At 48.4% G+C, this 22,685-nt stretch carries 23 protein-coding genes; 9 read left to right on the forward strand and 14 right to left on the reverse strand.

Going from position 1 to position 22,685, the window contains the following annotated elements:
* The 9 genes from uppS (at window position 1) to ABF86_RS07850 (ending at window position 8,895) form a co-directional block, all read left to right on the forward strand.
* Entirely contained in the window at window positions 1-792 is a 792-nt protein-coding gene (gene uppS, locus ABF86_RS07810; protein WP_011635051.1) for a polyprenyl diphosphate synthase, read from the forward strand.
* A gap of 34 nt (window positions 793-826) precedes the next feature.
* Complete coding sequence (locus ABF86_RS07815; protein WP_011635050.1) at window positions 827-1,654, forward strand: phosphatidate cytidylyltransferase; 828 nt, start codon at window positions 827-829, stop codon at window positions 1,652-1,654.
* Window positions 1,651-2,892, forward strand: a complete 1,242-nt coding sequence (gene ispC, locus ABF86_RS07820) for a 1-deoxy-D-xylulose-5-phosphate reductoisomerase (RefSeq protein WP_011635049.1) — start codon at window positions 1,651-1,653, stop codon at window positions 2,890-2,892. The genes ABF86_RS07815 and ispC overlap by 4 nt, the downstream gene beginning before the upstream one ends.
* 18 nt (window positions 2,893-2,910) lie before the next feature.
* Window positions 2,911-4,278: an RIP metalloprotease RseP gene (gene rseP / locus ABF86_RS07825; protein ID WP_074455703.1), complete on the forward strand. Its 1,368-nt coding sequence runs from the start codon at window positions 2,911-2,913 to the stop codon at window positions 4,276-4,278.
* 2 nt (window positions 4,279-4,280) lie between these two features.
* Window positions 4,281-6,557, forward strand: a complete 2,277-nt coding sequence (gene bamA / locus ABF86_RS07830) for an outer membrane protein assembly factor BamA (protein WP_074455702.1) — start codon at window positions 4,281-4,283, stop codon at window positions 6,555-6,557.
* Between the two features lie 25 nt (window positions 6,558-6,582).
* Complete coding sequence (locus ABF86_RS07835; protein ID WP_074455701.1) at window positions 6,583-7,146, forward strand: OmpH family outer membrane protein; 564 nt, start codon at window positions 6,583-6,585, stop codon at window positions 7,144-7,146.
* A 32-nt stretch (window positions 7,147-7,178) separates the two neighbouring features.
* A complete protein-coding gene (gene fabZ, locus ABF86_RS07840; RefSeq protein WP_011635045.1) occupies window positions 7,179-7,622 on the forward strand; it encodes a 3-hydroxyacyl-ACP dehydratase FabZ in 444 nt (147 codons plus the stop codon).
* A 23-nt stretch (window positions 7,623-7,645) separates the two neighbouring features.
* The gene (rnhB, locus tag ABF86_RS07845) at window positions 7,646-8,260 is read left to right on the forward strand and encodes a ribonuclease HII (protein WP_074455721.1); all 615 of its coding nucleotides are present in this window, start codon (window positions 7,646-7,648) and stop codon (window positions 8,258-8,260) included.
* 155 nt (window positions 8,261-8,415) lie between these two features.
* Window positions 8,416-8,895, forward strand: a complete 480-nt coding sequence (locus tag ABF86_RS07850; RefSeq protein ID WP_074455700.1) for a peptidylprolyl isomerase — start codon at window positions 8,416-8,418, stop codon at window positions 8,893-8,895.
* A gap of 34 nt (window positions 8,896-8,929) precedes the next feature.
* Here the strand turns inward: ABF86_RS07850 and mutS are convergent, their stop codons facing one another.
* The 14 genes from mutS to ABF86_RS07925 all read right to left on the reverse strand — a co-directional run bounded on the left by mutS (window position 8,930) and on the right by ABF86_RS07925 (window position 22,659).
* Complete coding sequence (gene mutS, locus ABF86_RS07855) at window positions 8,930-11,518, reverse strand: DNA mismatch repair protein MutS (RefSeq protein WP_074455720.1); 2,589 nt, start codon at window positions 11,516-11,518, stop codon at window positions 8,930-8,932.
* Window positions 11,519-12,309: 791 nt separating this feature from the next.
* The gene (locus ABF86_RS07865; RefSeq protein WP_074685090.1) at window positions 12,310-13,179 is read right to left on the reverse strand and encodes a FoF1 ATP synthase subunit gamma; all 870 of its coding nucleotides are present in this window, start codon (window positions 13,177-13,179) and stop codon (window positions 12,310-12,312) included.
* A gap of 4 nt (window positions 13,180-13,183) precedes the next feature.
* Window positions 13,184-14,734, reverse strand: coding sequence for a F0F1 ATP synthase subunit alpha (locus ABF86_RS07870; RefSeq protein WP_074685088.1), 1,551 nt, complete (start codon window positions 14,732-14,734; stop codon window positions 13,184-13,186).
* Window positions 14,735-14,746: 12 nt separating this feature from the next.
* A complete protein-coding gene (locus ABF86_RS07875) occupies window positions 14,747-15,517 on the reverse strand; it encodes a F0F1 ATP synthase subunit delta (protein ID WP_074455697.1) in 771 nt (256 codons plus the stop codon).
* Between the two features lie 6 nt (window positions 15,518-15,523).
* Window positions 15,524-15,802 carry a F0F1 ATP synthase subunit C gene (locus tag ABF86_RS07880; protein WP_074455696.1) on the reverse strand — a complete coding sequence of 93 codons (279 nt, stop codon included), beginning with the start codon at window positions 15,800-15,802 and terminating at the stop codon, window positions 15,524-15,526.
* 2 nt (window positions 15,803-15,804) lie between these two features.
* Entirely contained in the window at window positions 15,805-16,497 is a 693-nt protein-coding gene (locus tag ABF86_RS07885; RefSeq protein WP_074685086.1) for a F0F1 ATP synthase subunit A, read from the reverse strand.
* A 21-nt stretch (window positions 16,498-16,518) separates the two neighbouring features.
* Window positions 16,519-16,812, reverse strand: coding sequence for an ATP synthase subunit I (locus ABF86_RS07890; protein WP_160803518.1), 294 nt, complete (start codon window positions 16,810-16,812; stop codon window positions 16,519-16,521).
* Window positions 16,813-16,857: 45 nt separating this feature from the next.
* Window positions 16,858-17,139: an AtpZ/AtpI family protein gene (locus ABF86_RS07895; protein ID WP_074455694.1), complete on the reverse strand. Its 282-nt coding sequence runs from the start codon at window positions 17,137-17,139 to the stop codon at window positions 16,858-16,860.
* Window positions 17,136-17,546, reverse strand: coding sequence for an ATPase (locus ABF86_RS07900; protein WP_074455693.1), 411 nt, complete (start codon window positions 17,544-17,546; stop codon window positions 17,136-17,138). The genes ABF86_RS07895 and ABF86_RS07900 overlap by 4 nt, the downstream gene beginning before the upstream one ends.
* Entirely contained in the window at window positions 17,543-19,000 is a 1,458-nt protein-coding gene (atpD, locus tag ABF86_RS07905) for a F0F1 ATP synthase subunit beta (protein WP_011635033.1), read from the reverse strand. Before atpD ends, ABF86_RS07900 begins: the two co-directional genes overlap by 4 nt.
* A gap of 41 nt (window positions 19,001-19,041) precedes the next feature.
* Complete coding sequence (locus ABF86_RS07910) at window positions 19,042-19,227, reverse strand: hypothetical protein (protein ID WP_074455691.1); 186 nt, start codon at window positions 19,225-19,227, stop codon at window positions 19,042-19,044.
* A gap of 288 nt (window positions 19,228-19,515) precedes the next feature.
* Entirely contained in the window at window positions 19,516-20,739 is a 1,224-nt protein-coding gene (locus ABF86_RS07915) for an ABC transporter permease (protein ID WP_074455690.1), read from the reverse strand.
* A complete protein-coding gene (locus ABF86_RS07920; RefSeq protein WP_074685084.1) occupies window positions 20,736-21,503 on the reverse strand; it encodes an ABC transporter ATP-binding protein in 768 nt (255 codons plus the stop codon). The genes ABF86_RS07915 and ABF86_RS07920 overlap by 4 nt, the downstream gene beginning before the upstream one ends.
* Window positions 21,504-21,513: 10 nt before the next feature.
* Window positions 21,514-22,659 (reverse strand): efflux RND transporter periplasmic adaptor subunit, encoded by a 1,146-nt coding sequence (locus ABF86_RS07925; protein ID WP_074685082.1) that lies wholly within the window; start codon window positions 22,657-22,659, stop codon window positions 21,514-21,516.
* Window positions 22,660-22,685: the final 26 nt, after the last annotated feature.

Here is a 22,685-nt window from a genome sequence, read left to right on the forward strand (position 1 = left end):
ATGCCTTCAATATTGAGTTCAACTCGTGGAATCCCGGAAACCGGGATGATACCCAAGCATATCGCTATTATCATGGATGGTAATGGCCGGTGGGCAAAGCAGCGTTATCTGCCACGAATAGCAGGACATACTCAGGGTGTTGAGGCGGTACGAGGTACGATTAAAGCCTGCATTGAAAGAGGCGTTCCGTATCTGACAGTTTTTGCGTTCAGTAGTGAAAACTGGCGAAGACCTGCGGAAGAGGTCAAGCTGCTGATGCAACTGTTTCTCGCTGCGCTTGAACGGGAGGTTACCAGCTTGCATGAAAATGGAGTCCGATTCCGGGTGATTGGTGATCTTTCGAAATTTGATCCCAGAGTAATCGAATGTGTTCGGCATGGTGAGATGCTTACTGCCGGAAATACTCGTTTGCATTTTACGGTGGCTGCAAATTACGGAGGACGCTGGGATATCATGCAAGCTGTACGCAAAATGATCGCCCAACGCTCTGATTCAACTATGGATTTTAATGAATCTGATCTTTCTAGATACCTGACTATGGCGGATGCTCCCGAGCCAGATTTATTCATTCGCACCGGAGGAGAATGTCGGATCAGTAATTTTCTGCTCTGGCAACTTGCGTATACCGAACTATATTTTACCGATACCTTGTGGCCAGATTTCAATGTATCAACTCTTGACAAGGCTATCCTTTCCTATCAGAAACGTGAGCGCAGATTTGGTCAAACAAGTGAGCAGCTTGCAAGTCGGCAGGAAATCAAGGATACGATCTTGAACGAAAATAAAGTTTAACCATCATTGTTCAATTAACGGGACTCACCCGTTCATGCTTAGCACCCGACTCTTTACCGCACTCATATTATTGACCGCCTTTCTGGCGGCATTATTTTATCTACCGGATATTTTCTGGGCAGTATTACTCCTGGGATTGACTGTTACAGCAGCCAGAGAGTGGTGCCGTCTGGGGCGTTTCTCAATTGGCCAGACTGTTCTTTATATGATTTTTACCACCTTGCTGGGAGGGGAGCTATTATTCCTGACCAGCATGGCGGTAGCCAGAAATCCGGCAGATTCATCGATGATCTGGTTTTATATTGCATCTGCCATCTTCTGGCTGTTAGCGGTACCTTACCAATTGGTAACAATCCAACCCATCCGCAATGTGTGGGTATTCATGTTAACCGGCTGGCTGGTATTGCTGCCGGCGTGTCTGTCACTATATCAGCTTCGTGCGATGGATCCATTATTGTTACTTGGATTCATGGGAGTAGTGTGGGTATCTGACAGCGTTGCTTATTTTATCGGGCGTACCTATGGCAAGCATAAACTTGCCCCGCAGATCAGTCCTGGAAAGACGTGGGAGGGAGTGGCTGCTGCGCTAGTTGGCGTATTGATCTATGCATTGATCTGGTTTTGCATAGTAGATAGAGAAAACAAGCTGATTAGCTTGCTGGTTCCTTTATTGCTTGTGCTCGCGGTGCTGGGAATAGTGGGTGATCTGTTTGAATCACTGTTGAAACGGCAGGCAGGCGTTAAGGATAGTGGCAATATTCTGCCAGGTCACGGCGGTATACTGGATCGTATTGATGCGTTGATCCCAGTTTTACCTGTTGCTGCGCTATCGGCCATCTTATTTTATTCGACTGAATTATGACTCCAATCCGTCATCTGACCATCTTGGGCTCGACCGGCAGCATTGGGGAAAGCACATTGGACGTGGTAGCCAGACATCCCGACCGGTTTCAGGCGGTTGCCCTGACTGCCGACAAGAATGTTGAAAAAATGTTTGAGCAGTGCAAACGATTTTACCCGTCGTACGCTGTGATGCTCAACGCTCAGAGTGCCGAGCAACTGGAAGCTAAATTGCGTGTGGCAGGCTTGGGTACCATGGTGCTTTCAGGTATCGAATCACTGGAAAAAGTAGCATCTTTACCAGAAATCGATACGGTTATGGCAGCGATTGTTGGCGCGGCAGGTATTCGTCCGACACTCTCGGCTGCGCAGGCGGGCAAACATATTCTTCTGGCTAACAAGGAGACGCTGGTGATGGCTGGACGTATCTTTATGGATACGATCAGACAATATCATGCAACGTTATTACCGATAGACAGCGAACACAATGCGATTTTTCAGTCATTGCCACAACATTACAATGGAGATCTGATTAGTTCTGGGGTGCGCCGGATATTGCTTACTGCCTCGGGAGGACCTTTCCATAAAGCAGATTTGCAGACCCTGTCAACCGTTACGCCGGAGCAAGCTTGTGCTCATCCCAATTGGGTAATGGGCAGAAAAATATCGGTTGATTCAGCTACCATGATGAATAAAGGGCTGGAAGTCATTGAGGCGCACTGGCTGTTTAATGTGGAACCCGAAAAAATCCAGGTGGTTGTTCATCCGCAAAGCGTCATTCATTCTATGGTTGAATATATTGATGGCTCGGTGCTTGCCCAACTCGGTAATCCGGATATGCGCACACCGATAGCGCATGCGTTGGGTTATCCCGAGAGAATAGAAAGTGGTGTGCAATCCATGGATATTTTCAAAATTGCACAATTGAATTTTGAGGCTCCGGATTTCGAGCGATTCCCCTGTCTCAGGCTTGCATATGAAGCCCTTTCAAAGGGAGGTAATATGCCCGCCGTACTGAATGCCGCCAATGAAGTTGCGGTTGAAGTTTTTCTGGCTGGTAAAATACCTTTCACGGTAATCCCTGCGATCATCGAGCATGTAATGGAATCAATAGACAGGCAGGAAATTACAGACCTGGAAGATGTGCTTGCTGCTGATTTACGGGCGCGTGAGACAGCTCGCAAGTGGTTGGATACTCAGGCTTGGCAAAGAGGACAGTCCGGAGCTCCGTTATTTCGTGCCGAGCAGTGGAATGGATAATTTTTGCAGATCTTTAATATGACACTGCTCTCAACTATTTTTGCATTCGTAATTGCACTGGGTCTACTGATCACTTTTCACGAATTTGGCCATTATCTGGTCGCTCGTTGGTGTGGAGTCAAGGTGCTGCGCTTTTCTCTCGGATTTGGCCAGCCCTTGTTTAAAAAACGCCTTGGTAATGATCAGACGGAATGGGTGGTCGCTGCGATCCCTCTGGGGGGATATGTCAAGATGCTGGATGAACGGGAAGGGCGGGTTCCCGCTGACGAACTTCCACGTGCATTTAACCGACAACCTGTTTCCAAGCGTTTCGCTATCGTGGTTGCAGGCCCTGTGGCGAACTTCTTATTGGCTATTCTGCTGTACTGGTTACTTTTTATACTCGGTGTCAGTGGTGTAAAGCCAATCCTGGGGGAAATTGAACCCGCGACACTTGCGGCTTCAGCAGGTTTCAGAAACGGGGATACCATTACCGGGATCGGCGACCAGGCAATTACCACCTGGCAGGAAGCCCGACTGCTACTGCTGGACAATGCAGTAGACAAGAATCCTGATGTCAGGATAACAGTAACAGGCGAAAGTGGAATTTCTCGTCAGCTTAAACTCGATATGAGCAGTCTTGGCGCAGAAGATCTTGAAAGTGATTTTCTGAATCGACTGGGTTTGAGTGTTTATCGGCCAATTGTTGCCCCAGTTATTGATCAGGTGATGGTTGGCGGGGCGGCAGAACGCGCGGGTCTCAAGACTGGCGACAGAGTTGTGGCGATTAATGGAAAGGAAGTCTCCGCCTGGGAAGATGTTGTCGATATGGTGCGTTCAAATCCCGGGCACACACTCTCGGTTGAGGTGATGCGGGATGACCGGGAGCTTGCTATGTCATTACAACCGGAAACCGTATCCGAGGGTCACGCTGAAATTGGCAAGGCTGGAATTACGCCTGAAATCCATCATGAGATACTGGAAAATCTGCTGGTGAAAACCAGCTATCCTCCGATGGCAGCTTTGGTTAAAGCAGCTACCAAGACTTGGGAAATGTCTTATTTTACCGTGCGCATGCTTGGGAAAATGGTCACTGGTGATGTTTCTCTGAAGAATATCAGCGGGCCGATTACCATTGCAAACTATGCCGGCCAGTCGGCACAAATAGGGTTTACTGCCTACCTGGGATTCCTGGCCCTGATCAGTATCAGTCTTGGTGTGTTGAATCTTCTGCCGATTCCGGTTCTGGATGGCGGACACTTGATGTATTACTTGATCGAGGTGGTGCGAGGTATACCATTATCTGAAAGAGTAATGTCTATCGGTAATCAGATTGGTATGGCTTTGCTAATTACACTGATGCTGTTTGCAATATATAACGATCTACTTCGCCTGGCTTCTGAATAGACATGAAATTCAGGTTTTATGCATTATTTTTTTTCCTGTATTCAATAGGCTGTGCGGCAAATGATTCATTCGTGGTCAAGGATATCCGGGTGGAGGGTATTCAGCGTACCGAGGCTGGAACAATATTCAGTTATCTGCCTGTTAAAGTCGGCGATGTACTCGACAGTAAAAAAGCCAGTGCGGCGATCAAAGCATTGTATGCAACCGGTTTTTTCAGTGATGTCAAACTGAAATCCGAAGGAGAGCTGTTGATTGTGCAGGTTCAGGAACGCCCTGCAATCGCGCAGATCACAATCAATGGCGCAAAGGAATTTGACAAGGATAAACTCAAGGAAGGGCTGAAGCAGGCAGGCTTATCAGAATCTCGTATTTTCAGTCGTTCGCTGCTTGAAAAGGCTGAACAGGAATTGAAGCGTCAGTACATCAGCCGGGGTAAGTATGCCGTCAAAATTACGACCACAACCACGCCGCTGGAACGAAACCGTATCGGTATCAATTTTGATATCAAGGAAGGAAAAACAGCTCGGATCAAGCAAATCAACATCGTCGGCAATCATGTTTTTCCTGAAGATGATCTGACCGGTCTGTTCAGTCTCAAAACACCGGGTTTTATGACATGGTTTACGAAGGATGATCAGTATTCAAAGCAAAAATTATCGGCTGATCTTGAAACACTACGTTCCTATTATCTTGATCGGGGGTATCTGGAGTTTAATATCGAATCTACGCAAGTTTCGATTACGCCGGATATGAAAGATATTTACATTACGGTCAATGTAACGGAAGGTCCTCAATATACGGTGTCCGATATAAAGCTGGCCGGCGAGTTGCTTGTGCCGGAAGAAGAGTTACGCAAGTTGATCAAGCTTGAACCGGGTGGAGTATTCGCCCGCGAGAAGCTGACTGAATCTATCAAGCTAATCAGTGACAGGCTGGGGAATGATGGTTACGCCTTTGCCAATGTCAATGCATCACCGGAGCTGGACAAGGAAACTCGCAAGACAGCCTTTACTTTTTTTATCGACCCAGGGCGCCGGGTTTATGTCAGACGCATCAATATCAGCGGTAATGAACGTACCCGGGATGAAGTGATACGGCGTGAATTCCGACAAATGGAAGGGGGCTGGCATTCTACTGAACAGATCAATCGCTCCCGCCAACGGGTGGACAGGCTGGATTTTTTTACTAGCGTTAACGTTGAAACTCCCCCGGTTGCCGATGTACCGGATCAGGTGGATATCAATGTCAATGTAGTTGAGAAGCCAACTGGAGCAATCATGTTTGGCGCCGGCTATTCTGATCGCGAAGGGATTATCCTGAATGGATCAATTGCCCAGAACAATATTCTGGGGACGGGTAATTTTCTTAGTCTGCAGGTGAATACCGGGAGCGTTAACAAGATCATCTCGGCTTCATTCAGTAATCCGTATTATACGATTAATGGAGTCAGTCTCGGTCTGGAAGCGTTCAGACGTGACATCAATACCCGCTCTCTGAGCAGTGTGGGGGTGTTCAATACCGATACGACTGGTGCCAACATTCGCTTTGGTATCCCCGTCGCGGAAAATGACATGGTTTCATTGGGACTGGGTTATGAACACACCAAAATTGATTTGCGCAATGACAGCCCGCAACGTTTCAGGGATTTCGTCGATCAGTTTGGCAAGACTTCCAATAATCTCCCGCTTACCTTGAGTTGGGCACGTGATCGTCGTGACAGTGCGATTTGGACAACCTCCGGATTGATGCAGCGATTATTTGGCGAATTTGGTATGCCGTTCGGAGACCTGAATTACTACAAGGTCAGTTATGAGCAGAGATGGTTTTTTCCCGTTTCCAGGCTATTTACCCTGATGCTGAATGGTGAAGTGGGAGTGGGCGATGGATATTCCGGTAAACCGCTACCTTTCTTCAAGAATTTTTTTGCAGGCGGCTTTAATTCGGTTAGAGGGTACAACATCAATACGTTGGGGCCTCGTGACAATAATAATCTGGCTCTGGGTGGCAGCAAACGTATAGTCGGTAACGTTGAGGTATTATTCCCGGTACCATTTATGAAGGATGACAAATCAGTTCGCCTGAGTGCATTTGCCGATGGCGGTACAATTATTAATTCATTTTCCGGACTGGGGTTTGATGATTTTCGTTATTCTGCCGGGTTAGCTGCAACCTGGATTTCTCCCATGGGGCCGCTGAAGTTCAGTGTCGCCCAGCCACTTAATGATAAACCAGGCGACAAATTGCAACGTTTCCAGTTCCAGTTTGGACAGACTTTCTGAATCTGAAAAATTGTATTGAAAGAAAATGAAAGATTCATTGAATAGATACAGCCAGATAACTGCTGTTCGGTTTGTAAAAATATTCATTTTTTTGGCAGTGCTGATTTTGTCACCTTATCTGTTTGCTGGGGAGATCAAGATCGGCGTTGTCAATACCGAGAGAGTGTTGCGGGAATCAATGCCCGCCGTAGCTGCGCAGAAAAAGATAGAAAATGAATTTCAGGCGCGTGATGCACGTATCAGGGAGCTTTCCGTGCAGATCAGAGCTTTACAGCAGGAGCTGGAAAAAAATATTGACTTTGTCAATGAAGAGGAACGGCGCTTGAAGGAGCGGGAACTGGCTGGACTCAGCCGACGTTACCAACGTACACAGCAGCAGATGCGGGAAGATTTGAGTTTGCGCCAAAATGAAGAGTACAGCCTGATTCTGGAACGTACCAACAAGGTGATCAAAGAGCTCGCGGAGCAACAGGATTATGATCTGATCCTGCAGCTGCAAGATTCAGTCTACCGAAGTGCGCGTATTGATATTACTGACCAGGTGATCAAGGCATTAAACGCACAGGAACCGACTTCCAGGAAACAATAAATATATAAAAATTTGTATAACAGAGAGATAGAATGGCTGTGATGGATATCCATGAAATACTGAAATACTTGCCGCATCGTTATCCACTGATTCTGGTTGATCGGGTGGTTTCACTTGAGTTGGGCAAGCGGATTCACGCATACAAGAATGTTTCTATCAATGAACCTTATTTTTCCGGACATTTTCCGCATCATCCGGTGATGCCGGGAGTATTGATTGTTGAAGCACTGGCGCAGGCAGCTGCCTTGCTGACGATTCGATCAGAAAATATGGAAAAAGATGCCGGACAGGTGTATTACTTCGTGGGTATCGACGGAGTACGATTCAAAAAGCCGGTTATCGCGGGTGATCAGCTGGTATTAAAGGTTGAAATCACCCGTCAGCTGAAAGGAATTTGGAAATATTCAGCCTGTGCAGAAGTGGATGGCCAGCTTGTCACCGAAGCTCAGCTGATGTGTACTGCTCGGGCCATCTGATTCGGTTAGCAGGGAGGTTAGAAATCAAGACTTCTGGTGTCGTCGTTCGAGAATGGATCCATCCGGAAGGAAAAGCTATCTACGGGGTGGATGAAGCTGGTAGGGGGCCGCTAGCTGGTCCGGTCTATGCTGCGTGTGTTGTGCTGGATTCTTGTTACGTTATCAATGGACTGGCGGATTCCAAACGGTTAAGTGAAAAACGGCGGGCCAGTTTGGCCGAACAAATAAAACAGCATGCTCGCGCATGGGCAATTGCTTCAGCCTCAGTGGAGGAGATTGATCGGCTGAATATTTTACAAGCCAGCATGCTCGCAATGCGAAGAGCAGTCATTGAATTAATGCCGGTGTCTAATGCACTAATTCTGGTAGATGGCACCCATGTACCACAACTGGATTATGAAGTGCAGGCAGTTATTAGAGGAGATAGTCTGGTAGCTGAGATTTCGGCAGCCTCAATTCTTGCCAAAACTGCGAGGGATGCAGAAATGTTACGGCTACACGAGATTTACCCGATTTATGGTTTTGATCGACATAAAGGCTATCCCACCAGAGTGCACTTGGACGCAATTCGTTTGCATGGAATAACAGCTACTCATCGCAAAAGTTTCGCGCCGTGTGCCGAGAAATCAACGGTGTGATTTTAAACAAATTTTATCAACTGGTTACCTCGAAAAACCCTGTTTTTGAAAATCCATTGATCGTAAACTCAATGTGTTACATACAAATCTCTTCAGAATTTATAGGTTTTTCGAGGTAACCAACTACAAGGAAGCCTGATTCAGGCAGAGGAAGCATGCGCATAGTAAAAAATACGGTGGTATCACTCCACTATAAAATGACCGATCAGGAAGGAAATCTGATGGAAGAAACTGATGAACCCATCAGCTACTTGCATGGTGGTTATGATGGAATATTTCCAGTAGTGGAAGAAGCGCTGCATGAAAAAGAAACCGGGGTGACCTTATCCCTGCAAATGGAACCGGATGATGCTTTTGGAGAATATGATGAGGAACTGATGCGCGTTGAGCCACGTAGTGCGTTCCCGGAAGAAATCACGGTCGGGATGCAGTTTGAGGGGGGTGAGGAAGATTCTGATGATTTTTATATCTATACAGTGAGAGAGATCACTGATGATGTCGTGGTAGTGGATGGTAATCATCCCTACGCTGGTATGGCATTTCAGTTTGAATGCACAGTTACGGAAGTACGCCCGGCAACGGAAGAAGAATTATCTCACGGGCATGTACACGGGCCGCACGGCCATGAACATTAGACGATCTCACCAGCATTTTTCACCATCCTGTTAATTATTTTATCCGATTGGCCATTGATTTAATGAGGTAAAGCTGTTCCAGTGCCTCCCGGGGAGTCAGCTCATCCGGGTGAAGTTGCTCAAGGTAATCGAGTACCGGATGCACGGAAGCAGGAGCAGCTTCCTCGTTTTCCTCAATTGTTTCAAATAATGTCTGCTGAGGACTCTTGCTGAGTGCTTCCTGCTCCAGTTGTGCCAGAATCTTTCCGGCATTTCGGATAACTTTATCCGGTACACCTGCCAGTGCGGCAACATGCAGCCCATAACTCCGGCTGGCAGATCCTTCCTCTATCCGGTGAAGAAAGACAATACGTCTCTTGTGCTCCACTGCGGTGACATGTACATTAATTGCCTGCGGAAATTCTTCTGCTAGTCGGGTCAGTTCAAAGTAGTGCGTGGCAAACAAGGTATAGCTCTGATTCTGAGTCAGCAAGTGGCGGGCGATGGCAAAAGCCAATGCAAGCCCGTCAAAAGTTGAAGTTCCCCGGCCAATTTCATCCACCAACACCAGGCTTTGTGCGGTTGCATTGCGTAAAATACTGGCGGCTTCCGTCATTTCTACCATGAAGGTGGAACGTCCCCCTGCCAGATCGTCAGCTGCACCAATCCGGGTAAAAATCTGATCAATGGGGCCAATACGGGCGCTCCCGGCTGGAACAAAGCTACCGCAATGCGCCAGCAGAATAATTAGCGCTGTTTGTCGCATGTAGGTAGATTTCCCGCCCATGTTTGGGCCGGTGATGATCAGCATCTGCCGTCCTTCCCGCGTGACAGCACCCAGCTGTATATCATTGGCAATGTATTGTTCTATTTGATTTTCCACTACCGGATGCCGCCCAGCTTCGATATCCAAAGCAGGATCATCAGTAAATACCGGTTTGGTATAACCAAACAAATCTGCACGTTCAGCAAAAGCACACAGAACATCCAGTTCAGCAACAGAGCGGGCAATTTCCTGTAAGGGAATGATGAAATCTGCCAGTTGTTCCAGTAACTGCTCGTACAGTTTCTTTTCCTGTGCCAATGCCTGTTCACGCGCAGTTAGTGTCTTGTTCTCAAATGCCTGCAACTCGGGGATGCTATAGCGTTCCGCATTTTTCAAGGTTTGTCTGCGGCGGTAGTCAGCGGGGATTTTTTCGCCATGGATGCGGGTTACCTCGATATAAAAACCATGTACCCGGTTATATTCCACCTTAAGGGTTGGAATACCGGTACGCTCGCGTTCCCGTGCTTCCAGTTGCAACAGGAATTCACCACAATTCTTCTGTAAAGCGCGTAATTCGTCCAGTTCAGCATCATAGCCGTCAGCGATGACGCCTCCTTCACGAATTACTGCGCCGGGCACGGGTTGCAGCGCGTGAACGAGCAGTTGTGTGAGTGTAGTATCTGGCACCATGGCCGGGACAAAACGATGAACGGCAATAGCTGTTGAGGTTGTAATCAGTTTGATAATTTCAGGAAGTGCCGTCAGGCTGTCGCGTAAACCGGATAAATCACGAGGTCTGGCTGTTCTTAAGGCAATTCGGCTGGTGATACGTTCGATATCAGCGATATGTTTGAGACGCTCCCGGATACCCGCATAGAGGATTCCCGGCTTTGCTCCAATCAAGTCAGAAACGGCATCCAGTCGCTGCTGCAGGGTGATACGATTGCGTAGCGGGTGATGCAGCCAATGCCGCAACAACCGGCTACCCATGCTGGTTGCGCAGATATCCAGCAGGGATGATAGCGTGGGGGCTTCTTCTCCACGTAATGTCAGCGTAATTTCAAGATTACGGCGGGTAGCGGCATCCATACGCAAATAGGTCTCTGGCCGTTCCACCCGTAATATTTGCAAATGACCAAGTACCTGTGTTGCTGATTCATCGGTTGCAGTGTGCTGCGTCAGCCTGACATATTCAAATAACGCACCGGCTGCCATGATTGCGGCACGCAACTCTTCACAACCAAAGGCATTCAGATCACGGGTACCGAATTGCCGGGTAAGCTGCTGCACAGCATGCTCATAATCAAATTGCCAATCCGGCAGGCGTTTGGGGGCGGTAAAACTGTTTAATATCACAGGCAGAGCAAGTGATTCCGGTAGCAAAATTTCTGATGGATGCAAGCGCTCCAGCTCGCTAGCCAGATTATCCGGAGAGGTTTCCAGTACGCGCATATCCCCGGCTGCCAGGTTGAGCCAAGCTAGACCAATCACGCCGTGATGCAGTGCCAGTGTCAACACAATACTGTTGCCACGTTCTTCCAGCAACCCGGCATCAGTCAGGGTGCCAGGGGTGATGATGCGAACAACCTGACGTTCTACCGGCCCCTTGCTGGTAGCGGGATCGCCGATCTGTTCACATATAGCAATGGATTCACCCAGTTTTACCAATTTAGCCAGATATTGATCCGCCGCATGAAATGGCACACCTGCCATTTTGATTGGCTCCCCGGCGGAGGAGCCACGGTGAGTCAATGTAATATCCAGCAACCTGGCTGCTTTTTCGGCATCTTCATAAAACAGCTCATAAAAGTCCCCCATGCGGTAAAACAGCAGCTTGTCGGTATGCTGTGTTTTGATACGCAGGTACTGCTGCATCATGGGGGTGTGAGCGGAATGATCTGGTTTATTTATTGAGTTTCCAGATGTTGTCAATAATTACTCCAGGTGTTTGTCAGATTCGGGGTTTGTATCGAGCTCAAAAATCAAATCTGATTTTGTAGGCGTGGTTTCTTGCAAAAATTACTGAAACAGCAGGTGTAATACACAAGCTGGGATCATTACTCCAATTACATTGACCATTATTTCATGCTGACCATTTTTTTCCAGTGGGATCAGGCAATTTTTGATTAATCGCCATCAAGCGTGCAGCTGGCTGATATCGTACATTTTATTGTAACGTGGTAATCCGTTGAGTCGGTATGTAAAAAAAATTGTCCCAGGTGGAGGAGGGCACAGGCCCTGGATTAACCACAAAATGGATTCATTCAGATAAAAACACCTAACAAGCCAAGCCAGCAGGATTTGTTTTTCTGTCGCTTCGCTCAAAAATGCAAAATAAGTCTCTGCTTGGGATGTTATAAAAGGGGATGTTTTTGCTGGGATAGAAGCGCAAGCAGAAGGCTCGGCCTGCTTCTGTGATTTCTATATCAAGCTTCTAAAGGAGGATAACTAATCCTTGCGCAGCTTCGTAAGCAGTTTAGTTGTCTCGTATCTCGCTGAATCACGTGACTGATCCCAGTGAAATGGCTGGTGCGGTGCTGTATCTAGCCAGCGATGCGTCAAGTTACACCATCGGTGCTACCCCTAACTGTGGATGGGGCGGGATGTTGGCGTAAGCCAGACTGCGCTGCAGATATCAACTCTAGCTGATTATGGCTAGGGCGCACTGATTAAGCTAAATGGCCAATCACGATATCCATTAACTCATTGGTAATTTCATCTTGGCGCACGTTGCTCATTTCTTGCTGCACCTCTTCTAGCTGCTCGTCCACTGACTGTTCGGCTTGTTGCATTAAGGCTAGCCGGGTCGCATTCTCGGTAACCATAGCTTCGGCAGAGGCGCGGAACACACTGGCAAATACATGATTACGTACCAGTGATGACAACAAAGCATCGGCCGCCATACTGTAATCCGGCAGTGAACGCGAATGCCAGCGCCGCTCAGGTTGTAATAGGCTTTTATCCAGTGGCAATAAAGCGCGTGTCACAGATTCTTGATAGCCATGTTTAGCGCGTTGGGTGTAAATCAAAGTTACCACTAGATTGGCTAAAGGTTGACCACGGCCCAAGCGTTCAATATGCGTGACAATATCGCCGGCTAAACGACCTATACCATCTGCTGATGCAGGTGGCATTAACACCACATCTGGGGTGAGTTTTTGCTCTAGCAAGGCATTGCTCATACGTGAGCCAATACAGAGAATATGTTGTTTTACCATCGGCTGATTTTTGCTGTACTCCGTTACCGTATCGGCTAGTAGCTCATTGTAATTACCACACAAGCCATGATCGGAGCCAAACGCTACCAGTAGCCGCTTGTTAGGCTGGGTTGCTTCAGTGAGCAAACTGGCGCCACCAGTACGATAAATAAAAGCAGCAAAACCTTGCAATATCGTTTGATGATAGGCTTCAATCGATTGCGCTGCCTGCTCATAGGGTGCAGCATTAATTGCTGATAGGGTTTTCATCGTATGCACAATACCTCTGATACTGGTTAGGGTATTATTTTTTCGCGATAGATGCTCTAGAGTTTGTGCCATCTCACTACTTTGTATTCGTTGCTGGCAGATCGAATATGCTTAAAGCTTTTTGCGCGCAATTAACAATCAGTGTGTGATCGTCATCCTGTAGGGTTTGGTTATCAATAATACGTTGTTCAATCACAGCCAGCTGTTGTTGGGCGGCATCACGCACTAAACGCATAGCATCATTAATTTTTTGCTCACTAAACTGATCAAATAAGCCTTCCATCGCTGCGATCAACACCGCCAGCTGTTCAAGGGCAGACATCGGGTCACGCTCAGCTTGACGTAAGGCGGTACGCACCGCAGAACCACGTGCCAAACGTGCACGGGTAACATCATCGAGCCGTGTACCAAAACGGGCAAAATCTTCCAACTCTTCAAATTGTGAGAGGGTCACCCGCAGGTTGCCTGACACTCCACGCAAGGTACGGTTCTGCGCTTTACTACCAACCCGTGACACGGACAGGCCTAAATCTACTGCGGGGAATTGGTTTTTACGTACTAACTGTGGCGATAAATAAATCTGCCCATCAGTAATCGAAATGAGGTTAGTAGGAATATAAGCCGAGAGGTTTCCGGCCTGCGTTTCTACCACGGGCAAAGTGGTAATCGATCCGCCACCGATGTCGGCGCCAAATTGTCCAGCGCGCTCTAAAAGGCGCGCATGCACATAGAAAATATCCCCAGGAAAGGCTTCACGTCCTGGTGGTCGACGCAGCAATAACGATAATTCGCGATAAGAGCGCGCATGATGAGTCATATCATCAAAGATCACCAATACATCTTGGCCCTGTGCCGAGAAATATTCCGCCATAGTCATAGCCGCATAGGGCGCAATATAGGACAGCCCTGGAGCTTCTTCATCACCGGCACTCATCACAATGCAGCGCTGCAGTATTTCGCCGTCTTTGAGCGCACGAATCACCCGTGCGACAGCATCACCGCGTTGCCCCACTGCGCAGTAAATACAAAGCACATCCGAACGTGCCTGATTCAGCATAGTGTCGATAGCGATAGAAGTTTTACCAGTCTGGCGATCGCCAATAATCAATTCACGCTGGCCTAAACCCACTGGGATCGCCGCATCAATAGCCTTTAATCCCGTGGCTAAGGGTCTGAAAATCTGGGTGCGATTTAGAATACTCGGCGCTTCCGCTTCAATGGGATGCTCAGCTATCGCATCAATCGGTCCTAAGGTATCACGTGGACGGCCCATAGCATCGATTACGCGCCCAAGTAACGCCGAGCCCACTGGCACACTGACCACTTTACGAGTGCGATACACCATCTCGCCTAAGTGGATCTGTTCAGACGGGCCCAGTAAAATAATCCCTAAGCGACCCGGTTCCAAGTCGAGCACAATACCTTGCACACCGCTGGCAAATACCAGTAACTCATCAGCTAAGGCGCGCGCCAGACCTGAGACGATGGCCACACCATCCGCCACCTCGGTCACTGTGCCGGTTTCGGTGAGTACCGGCGTGGGTGTGGCACCTGTGCTGAGACTGTCTAACCAATCGTTAAAGTTTTGCTCAAACTGCTGCTCAGTGACATCGTCAAGTACACTCACTTCAATTCCTCCTTAGCGGCCATCAGCGGTTAAGTGCACAGCAGCAACACTAGAAGTATGCTGGGTTAACAATTCGGCTAATTCATCCATATAGCTGTCCGTCGTCCACGCTACTTGCGCGCCGCCCACTTGCATGATTACGCCGGGTGACTGCTGTGGATCGGTAGCGAAACTTAAAGTGACGTCAGGCAGCCATTGCTGCACTTCTTTCTGTAATAACGCTTGCGTGGCGGCCGGTAATGCATCACGGGTGATAACCTGCGCTTGCTGACTGCCTGCCGCAGCTTGCACCAATTCAGCAGCAATCGGCTTTAATCGCTGACCAATATGCCGAACAATCGCATCTTCTAAGTGTTCATCGGCCAGATCATGTAGTGCTTTACGGGTCAGTCGCAACAGTGCGTCAGCGCCGGTTTGTTGCAAACGCTGATTAAACGCCTGACGCTCATGCTCAAGATACTTACGCCAATTCTGCTGCTCTTGCTGCAACTGAGTACGTGCATCAGATAATAAGCCATCGCGCTTTTTCTCGGTAGCTTGTAATGCTTTTTCCAGCAAGGCGTCCTGCTCAGATACCAGCTGCGCGCGCTGCTTAATATATTGCCTTTCTGCAGCTTTCGCTTCTTGCTGCGCAAGTTCTGCATCAGCCATACGCTTGGCTATTTCAGCTTCACGGGCGTCGATACCATCTAAAATAGGACGATAGAGAAAACGTTTGAGCAGCCACAACAAGACTAAAAAATTAGCAATTTGTGCCAGTACTGTTATCCAGTCAATGGACATCAGACATTAACCTCCTGCTACCGCCTGCATTGCATCCCAAAACGGATTGGCAAAAATAAGAATCATCGCCACCACAAAACAATAAATTGCGGTTGATTCAATCATCGCCAAGCTAACGAACAGCGTACGTGATAAGGTCGGTGCAGCATCAGGCTGTTGAGCAATTGCAGCAATCGCTGCAGCCGCCGCACGTCCTTCACCTAGCGCGGGCCCTAGCGAGCCAATCGCGATGGTTAGGCCAGCAGTAAAAATAGAAATAGCGGCAATCAGTGCAAGATCAGTCATGATTATTTATCCTTATCAGATGTATCCAGGGGAGGATCTGCCATGGCAGATGAAATATACACAGTGGCTAAAATGGCAAAGATGTAGGCCTGAATAAAGCCGGTTAGCAGGCCCAGCATATCCATTACCACAGGAAAAAAGAATGGTGCAATACTGAGTAAAATAGCTGCAATCACCACACCGCTCATCACGTTTCCATACAGACGGATCGCTAAAGATACGCCTCGAGAAAATTCACCAATGATATTAAATGGCAGCATAATCATCGATGGTTCAATAAATTTGCGCAAGTATTGGTGCACCCCCCCCTTGGCAATTCCAAACAAAGGAATCGCTACTAACACCGACAAGGTTAGCGCAACCGTAGTTGATAACGATGAAGTGGGCGGAACAAAGCCTGGAATAACTGTTAGCACATTGGACGCAGCTATAAAGAGAAATAAAGTACCGGCAAAATACAATACATGCCGTGCACTGCTGCGGGTTACCTCTTCAATTTGTCCTTGAATCATAGTGACAATCAGTTCTAAAGCACTGCGCCAGCGCCCAGGTGCTTTGTCAGCACGTAGATTGCGAGCCACCAGCATCGAAATGCCAGCCAACAGTATCATCACAATCCAAGTATTAACGATAGTGGCGTTAACCTGCCACTGTCCTAAAGTAAACACTACCGTTTGGTCTGGTGTGAGCTGCATTTTTATACCTTCGTATTTTGATCAGGTGACGCTGTGTGTCAACTGCGCTCGTACCACTGCCAGGACGCGCATCAGTACAAAAGCCAACATATAACCAGCTAATGACCACAGTGTTTGGATCAGCACGATTAAGCCCAATCCCACTGCCAGCAACACCACTAAGCGACAAAAAAAACTTAGCATTAACAAACGACCTGGATACGCTGAAGCTAAGGCCAAACGTATTCCCCAATTTAAACCCATAAAAAACAACGCACTTACGGGTAGACCAACCACAAAGCCAAGCAATATTGCGCTGCCATCTATATCAATCACTTTATCTCTCCCTGCTACTTCGCTGACAAACAAATACGCTGTCAGTTATTTATCACGGGTTTTATCAATCCAGTTCCAAGCCACCATTGCCCCGACGACAACACCACCGAGTATTAAGGCAATGGGCCAGGAAAAACTTTGCGGTACGACACGATCTAACCACATTCCCAGAAAAGCGCCACCAACGGTAGGAATGGCGACTGACCAACCAATCACTCCAAATACACCCAGACCGCTTAAGGGGCTATATTTTGGTGCTTTACGTTTCTGCTGCATGCGTTCAGCATGACGACGAATGGCCGCGGAGGCATCATTTTTTTCTGTCATGTTAAAGGTTTCCGTAAATCACTGAAACGCCGCACAATACCGGCCTCAAGGCGCGATAAGGCCGTGCGCGCCACCCGTTCATTTTCATCCACCTCAATAAAGGTGGTTTGAATAATGTTATTTAAATTGACCAAATCCTCGCTTTGCACAGCACGACGTACGGCAATATCAACCTGATGGCCATGTTTCACCAGTACGCCTTGATCAATACCAAAAAACAGCTCCACGCCCTCAGCATCGGTAATCACCAATACCGATGGCAGCAAAGCAGCAACAAAATCAGTGTGATTGGGCAGCATGGCAAAAGCACCGTTTTCAGCTTCAGCAAATACTTGCTTAGCTTCACAGCCAAACAGCAAGCGTGTTGGCAAATGTAGATTAACATGCATCACTTCAGCCTGGCTCATACTGCAGTCTTCTGCTCGGGCAAAGCACCAATCATGTAATAATCTATTTCATCATCGGCAAATTTGGTTTGCTGCAAGATTCTTTCACACCCGGCTAAGGTCTCGGCAACCGAGACCCGTGCGCCTATCTCACCGCTAAAAGACTCAGCAGAAAAGAACGGCTGGGTTAAAAAACGCTCAAGACGGCGTGCTCGAGCCACCACCGTGCGATCTGCTGCGGATAACTCCTCTAAACCTAACATGGCAATAATGTCACGTAGCTCTTCATATTCAGCAAGGGTGCGGCGTACAGCGCGGGCAATATCATAATGGCGCTGACCCACTACCGCTGGGGTTAACATCACTGAGGTGGAGGCTAACGGGTCAACTGCCGGATACAAGCCCTCACTGGCACGCTTACGCGACAACACTACTGAAGCTGACAGATGCGAGAAAATATGCGCCGCGGCGGGGTCAGTAAAGTCATCTGCCGGCACGTACACCGCTTGAATCGAGGTAATCGCACCTTTACGGGTCGAGGTAATACGCTCTTGCAACGAAGCCAACTCAGTGGCCAAGGTTGGCTGATAACCCACCCGTGATGGCATCCGTCCTAATAAACCTGAAACTTCAGAGCCCGCCTGCACAAAGCGAAACACGTTATCGATAAGCAGCAACACATCCTGCCCTAGATCATCGCGAAAATACTCAGCCATGGTCAGTGCTGTTTTACCGACTAAAAAACGTACGCCGGGAGCTTCACTCATCTGCCCAAATAGCATCACGGTTTTATCGCGCACGCCAGCTTCGCCCATTTCTCGGTACAGCTCTTCTGCTTCACGCGAGCGCTCTCCAATCCCACAAAACAGACTGACGCCTTTGTGATGTTGCGCGGTGTTATTAATTAGCTCAGTAATCAAAACCGTTTTGCCCACTCCAGCGCCACCAAATAATCCTGTTTTACCACCACGCTCAATTGGTGAGAGTAAATCAATGGCTTTAATCCCGGTTTCAAGGATGGTGCTGTGCACCACACGCTCTTCTAATACTGGCGGGGCTTGGTGGATGGAACGAGAAATTGTAGCATTGGGTGCGGGTTTTCCATCAATGGGTTCGCCAAAGACATTGAGCATACGTCCCAGTACCGCTTCACCAACTGGCACTTGAATCGGTGCTCCGGTTGCGTGTACCGGCATACCTAAACCAAGACCGCGCACTGGTGTTAACGCTATACAGCGTACGGTACCTTGATCTAACAGAGCAGCAACTTCCATCGCTAAATCGCCGGCATAAACCAAGTCGTGGATACGTGGAATATGCTCTGTAAAAAAGACATCCACTACCCCCCCGCGAATCTTGAGTACACGCCCCTCGCCAACACACTGCGATGCAAGAGCAACAGACTCTTGCTCTTGGGGATCTGTTGAACGGGCTGATTTTGATATTTGCTCTGATTTCTCACCCATACCACTCATCTTACCCTTAATAAATACTATTGCTGTCCGCTTATTATTGTTTAAGTGCTGTATCCCATATGGTCGCACATGTTATCGTTGCTGAATTTCGCATGGGCATTCAGGCTTTTTAGTGATACTTGCTCTGGATCTTGCTCCAGTGTTTTCAGCAGTTCAGTAATGCTTGGTGGGGTGATAGTGATTTCACCATCTGCCAGTGGAATGGGGTCGAGAAATATTGCTGGCATTCACTTCACCTTTGATCTCAGTTCTCATGACCTGCAACCACTCTCTTTTTTAGCGATACTGTTTCAGTATGTCAGGTTATATGTCTGCGCTAAAATCCAGTGGACTCAAGTGGTAAATTTGCGCTTCAAGATCATATTTAATAGTGCCATCTAATGCGATATTTCCATCCAACTGAAATTTATCGGTTGTTATGGGAACATAACCCAAATCAAATTTTTTCCAAAGCTCGTGCTCCGTTCCCGGCAATTTGCATCCCGTGTTTTTCCAGCTGGATAGAGAATCCGGGATTATTCGTGGCGTAAGGCTTCCACGGGTTTGAGTGCGGCGGCTTTCCGGGCGGGATAGAGGCCGAAGAAAACACCGGTGATAGAGGCAAATGAGAAGGCCAGAGCAATTGTCCCGGATGTAATGACAATGTCAATCCCGGCAAGCTGGCTGGCGAGCCACGCGCCACCAATTCCCAGGGCGATTCCAGTCAGCCCACCCAGCGTACAGATCATCAGTGATTCCAGCAGGAATTGGGTAAGAATCATGCGCTGATTGGCTCCTATTGCCATGCGTATTCCGATTTCACGAGTACGTTCTGTAACGGAGACCAGCATGATATTCATGATGCCGATCCCACCGACCAGTAGTGAGACGGATGCAATTGCACCCAGCATCCAACCCATGATCTTGGCGGTGTTGCTTGCTACAGAGGCCAGTGCGGTCAGGTTGCGAACAGTAAAATCATTTTCCATGTGGTTGCTGATGCGGTGGCGCTGACGGAGCAGATGCGTGATCTCTGCTTCGGCAGCTTCCATGTCGTTCTCCGATTTTGCACGAACCATCATAAAATTGATGGAGCCGGGAAACTGGTTGCCAATGATCTGTCGCTGCGCGGTAGTGAGTGGAATGAATACGTTGTCATCCTGATCGCGTCCTGACAAACTTTGGCCTTTGGCAGCCAGTACACCGACAACCGTGAATGGCCGATTGGTAATCCGGATGACTTTTCCCACCGGATCTTCATCACCAAACAGGCTGGTTGCGGTGATCTGCCCCAGAACAGCCATACGTGCGCCGGAGCGTAAATCTCCTTCGGAAAAGATGGTGCCGCTGGCAATTTCCCAGTTGTTAATGGAAAAATAATCCGGCGTAACACCTGTCAAGATGGTGCTCCAGTTATTTGCATTGTAGTTAAGTTGTGCTGCACCCGAAATAATCGGGGCAGTTGCATCAATCATGGGTAATTCTGCAATGGCTTGCGCATCCTGCACTGTCAGCGTTTTAACGCTGCCGATGCCCCAGCGCACGCCGCCAGAAGAAGTCGCGCCCGGCATGATGATCAGCAAATGGCTGCCCATTGAAGCGATGGCACTGTTGATGCTGGTTTGTGCGCCTTGTCCTACGGCAAGCATGAGTACCACTGCAGCTACGCCGATGATCATGCCAAGCATAGTGAGGGCGGTGCGCAGGCGGTTGGTCTGCAGTGCCCGCATGGCTTCACCGATGATGGTCAGTAAATTCATGATGAGGCAGCGGGGGAGGCAGCAAATTTTTCCATTGGACGATCTTCAATGATACGTCCATCCTTGAGCCGGATCAGGCGCTGTGTCCAGGCAGCGATATCCTCTTCATGGGTAACGATAATGATGGTCATGCCTTCTTCACGGTTGAGGCGATCAAGTAATTGCATGATTTCATAGCTGGTTTGTGTGTCCAGATTACCAGTAGGTTCGTCGGCAAGAATAAGCTGTGGCTGGTTAACTAGCGCACGGCTGATGGCAACACGTTGTTGTTGTCCCCCGGAAAGCTGGTTGGGCTGGTGTGTAACAAAATTGCCAAGCCCGGTTTGCTGCAGTAATGACATTGCTCGCTCACGACTTTCAGCACGGCTGCGTCCGGCGTACAGTAACGGGATGGCCACGTTGTCCAGCGCGGTCATGCGCCTGAGCAAATTGAATCCCTGGAAAACGAAGCCGATCAGTTGGTTGCGGACGCTGGCCAGCTGATTACCGGAAAGTGCTGATACATCACGTCCCGCCAGTCGGTAGTGGCCGCTGGTGGGAGTATCCAGGCAACCGAGTATGTTCATCAAGGTGGATTTTCCGGAGCCGGAATGCCCCATGATCGCCACAAATTCCCCGCGTTGTATTGTTAAGCTGACATCAAACAACACTTGCAGACTTAGGGATGAATCAGCGGGATTGCCCAGATAGTAAATCTTGGAGAGTTTTTCCACCTCTATCAGCGGTTCACCCGTCCGGCCGTGGGAATGATCTGCAAACATCATCGCTGGCTCATCAGAACATTCTGAACTTGAAGTTGCTACTGCCCGATTTATCCTGTTTGCTGTCGTCAATTTCCTCGGTGATTAGTTCGTCATTCGCGTGGAGCTCATCTGAAAGAATTTCAGTGAAGCTGCCATCTGTAATGCCTGTTGCCACTTTGACCGGTACTGGCCGGTTGTTTTCCAGCCGGTAGAGCAACCGCTGGCCAGGCTGTGTGTCAGTGGGTTTGGCAAATTCCTTTCGACTGGGTTTATAACGCAGAGCGGCATTGGGTACACGCAGTACACCGGATTTTTCATTGACGATAAAACGTACATTGGCGGTCATGCCAGGCAGCAGGCTGCCATCTTCATTGATGACTGTCGCAATAACGCTGTAAGTCACCACATTTTCCTGGATGGTGGGATTGAGCCGTATTTGTTTGACCACAGCAGAGAATTCACGATCCTGGAAGGCATCCACCGTGAATACCATGGTCTGGCCATCGTGAATCTGGCCAATGTCCGCTTCCACTACGCTGATTTCAATTTGCATCTGTTTCAGGTCACGGGCAATCTGGAACAGAATAGGTGTCTGGAAGTTAGCGGCAACGGTTTGTCCAATATTGACGTTACGGGCAATGACAACACCGGAAACGGGAGAGCGGATGATGCTGTAATCCAGATTGGTACGGTCACGGGCAATCTGCGCCTGATTGACGACCACCTGTGCCCGCGCCGAATCGAGCAGTTCTTTTGATTCATCCATCGCTTCTCTGGAGATGAAACCTCTTTCAACCAGATTACGGCTGCGCCTATCTTTATTGATGGCCACGGATAATGCGGTCTGTGCACTTTTTAGGTTGGCTTCGGATTGTTGTAGTTGTGCATCAAGCAATGCGGGATCCAGTTTTGCCAGGATTTGGCCGGTTTTCACCTCATCATTGAAATCTGCAAACAGCTGGATCACTCTGCCGGAAATCTGTGTGCCAACCTCGACTAGTTCCAGTGGGGTGAGCGTGCCGTTGGCAGAAATCGTGCGCGCAATATCTCCATGATCAACAACATGTGTTTTGTAACGTACATTGCCAGATTCATCCCGGAGCGAAAAATATCCATAGAGTGTAGCGGCGAGCAGGATGATCAGGAAAAGGATAATTCTTCCGCGTGAACTGAACATAGGGGGCAATATTTTTTATCGTATGA

Source organism: Nitrosomonas sp. GH22, from assembly GCF_009833115.1.
Classification (GTDB): domain Bacteria; phylum Pseudomonadota; class Gammaproteobacteria; order Burkholderiales; family Nitrosomonadaceae; genus Nitrosomonas; species Nitrosomonas eutropha.

Coding starts and splice junctions, on each gene's coding strand:
- uppS (WP_011635051.1), top strand. CDS start 1: ATGCCTTCAATATTGAGTTCAACTCGTGGAATCCCGGAAACCGGGATG.
- ABF86_RS07815 (WP_011635050.1), top strand. CDS start 827: ATGCTTAGCACCCGACTCTTTACCGCACTCATATTATTGACCGCCTTT.
- ispC (WP_011635049.1), top strand. CDS start 1,651: ATGACTCCAATCCGTCATCTGACCATCTTGGGCTCGACCGGCAGCATT.
- rseP (WP_074455703.1), top strand. CDS start 2,911: ATGACACTGCTCTCAACTATTTTTGCATTCGTAATTGCACTGGGTCTA.
- bamA (WP_074455702.1), top strand. CDS start 4,281: ATGAAATTCAGGTTTTATGCATTATTTTTTTTCCTGTATTCAATAGGC.
- ABF86_RS07835 (WP_074455701.1), top strand. CDS start 6,583: ATGAAAGATTCATTGAATAGATACAGCCAGATAACTGCTGTTCGGTTT.
- fabZ (WP_011635045.1), top strand. CDS start 7,179: ATGGCTGTGATGGATATCCATGAAATACTGAAATACTTGCCGCATCGT.
- ABF86_RS07850 (WP_074455700.1), top strand. CDS start 8,416: ATGCGCATAGTAAAAAATACGGTGGTATCACTCCACTATAAAATGACC.
- mutS (WP_074455720.1), bottom strand. CDS start 11,518: ATGATGCAGCAGTACCTGCGTATCAAAACACAGCATACCGACAAGCTG.
- ABF86_RS07865 (WP_074685090.1), bottom strand. CDS start 13,179: ATGGCACAAACTCTAGAGCATCTATCGCGAAAAAATAATACCCTAACC.
- ABF86_RS07875 (WP_074455697.1), bottom strand. CDS start 15,517: ATGTCCATTGACTGGATAACAGTACTGGCACAAATTGCTAATTTTTTA.
- ABF86_RS07880 (WP_074455696.1), bottom strand. CDS start 15,802: ATGACTGATCTTGCACTGATTGCCGCTATTTCTATTTTTACTGCTGGC.
- ABF86_RS07885 (WP_074685086.1), bottom strand. CDS start 16,497: ATGCAGCTCACACCAGACCAAACGGTAGTGTTTACTTTAGGACAGTGG.
- ABF86_RS07895 (WP_074455694.1), bottom strand. CDS start 17,139: ATGACAGAAAAAAATGATGCCTCCGCGGCCATTCGTCGTCATGCTGAA.
- ABF86_RS07900 (WP_074455693.1), bottom strand. CDS start 17,546: ATGAGCCAGGCTGAAGTGATGCATGTTAATCTACATTTGCCAACACGC.
- atpD (WP_011635033.1), bottom strand. CDS start 19,000: ATGAGTGGTATGGGTGAGAAATCAGAGCAAATATCAAAATCAGCCCGT.
- ABF86_RS07910 (WP_074455691.1), bottom strand. CDS start 19,227: ATGCCAGCAATATTTCTCGACCCCATTCCACTGGCAGATGGTGAAATC.
- ABF86_RS07915 (WP_074455690.1), bottom strand. CDS start 20,739: ATGAATTTACTGACCATCATCGGTGAAGCCATGCGGGCACTGCAGACC.
- ABF86_RS07920 (WP_074685084.1), bottom strand. CDS start 21,503: ATGATGTTTGCAGATCATTCCCACGGCCGGACGGGTGAACCGCTGATA.
- ABF86_RS07925 (WP_074685082.1), bottom strand. CDS start 22,659: ATGTTCAGTTCACGCGGAAGAATTATCCTTTTCCTGATCATCCTGCTC.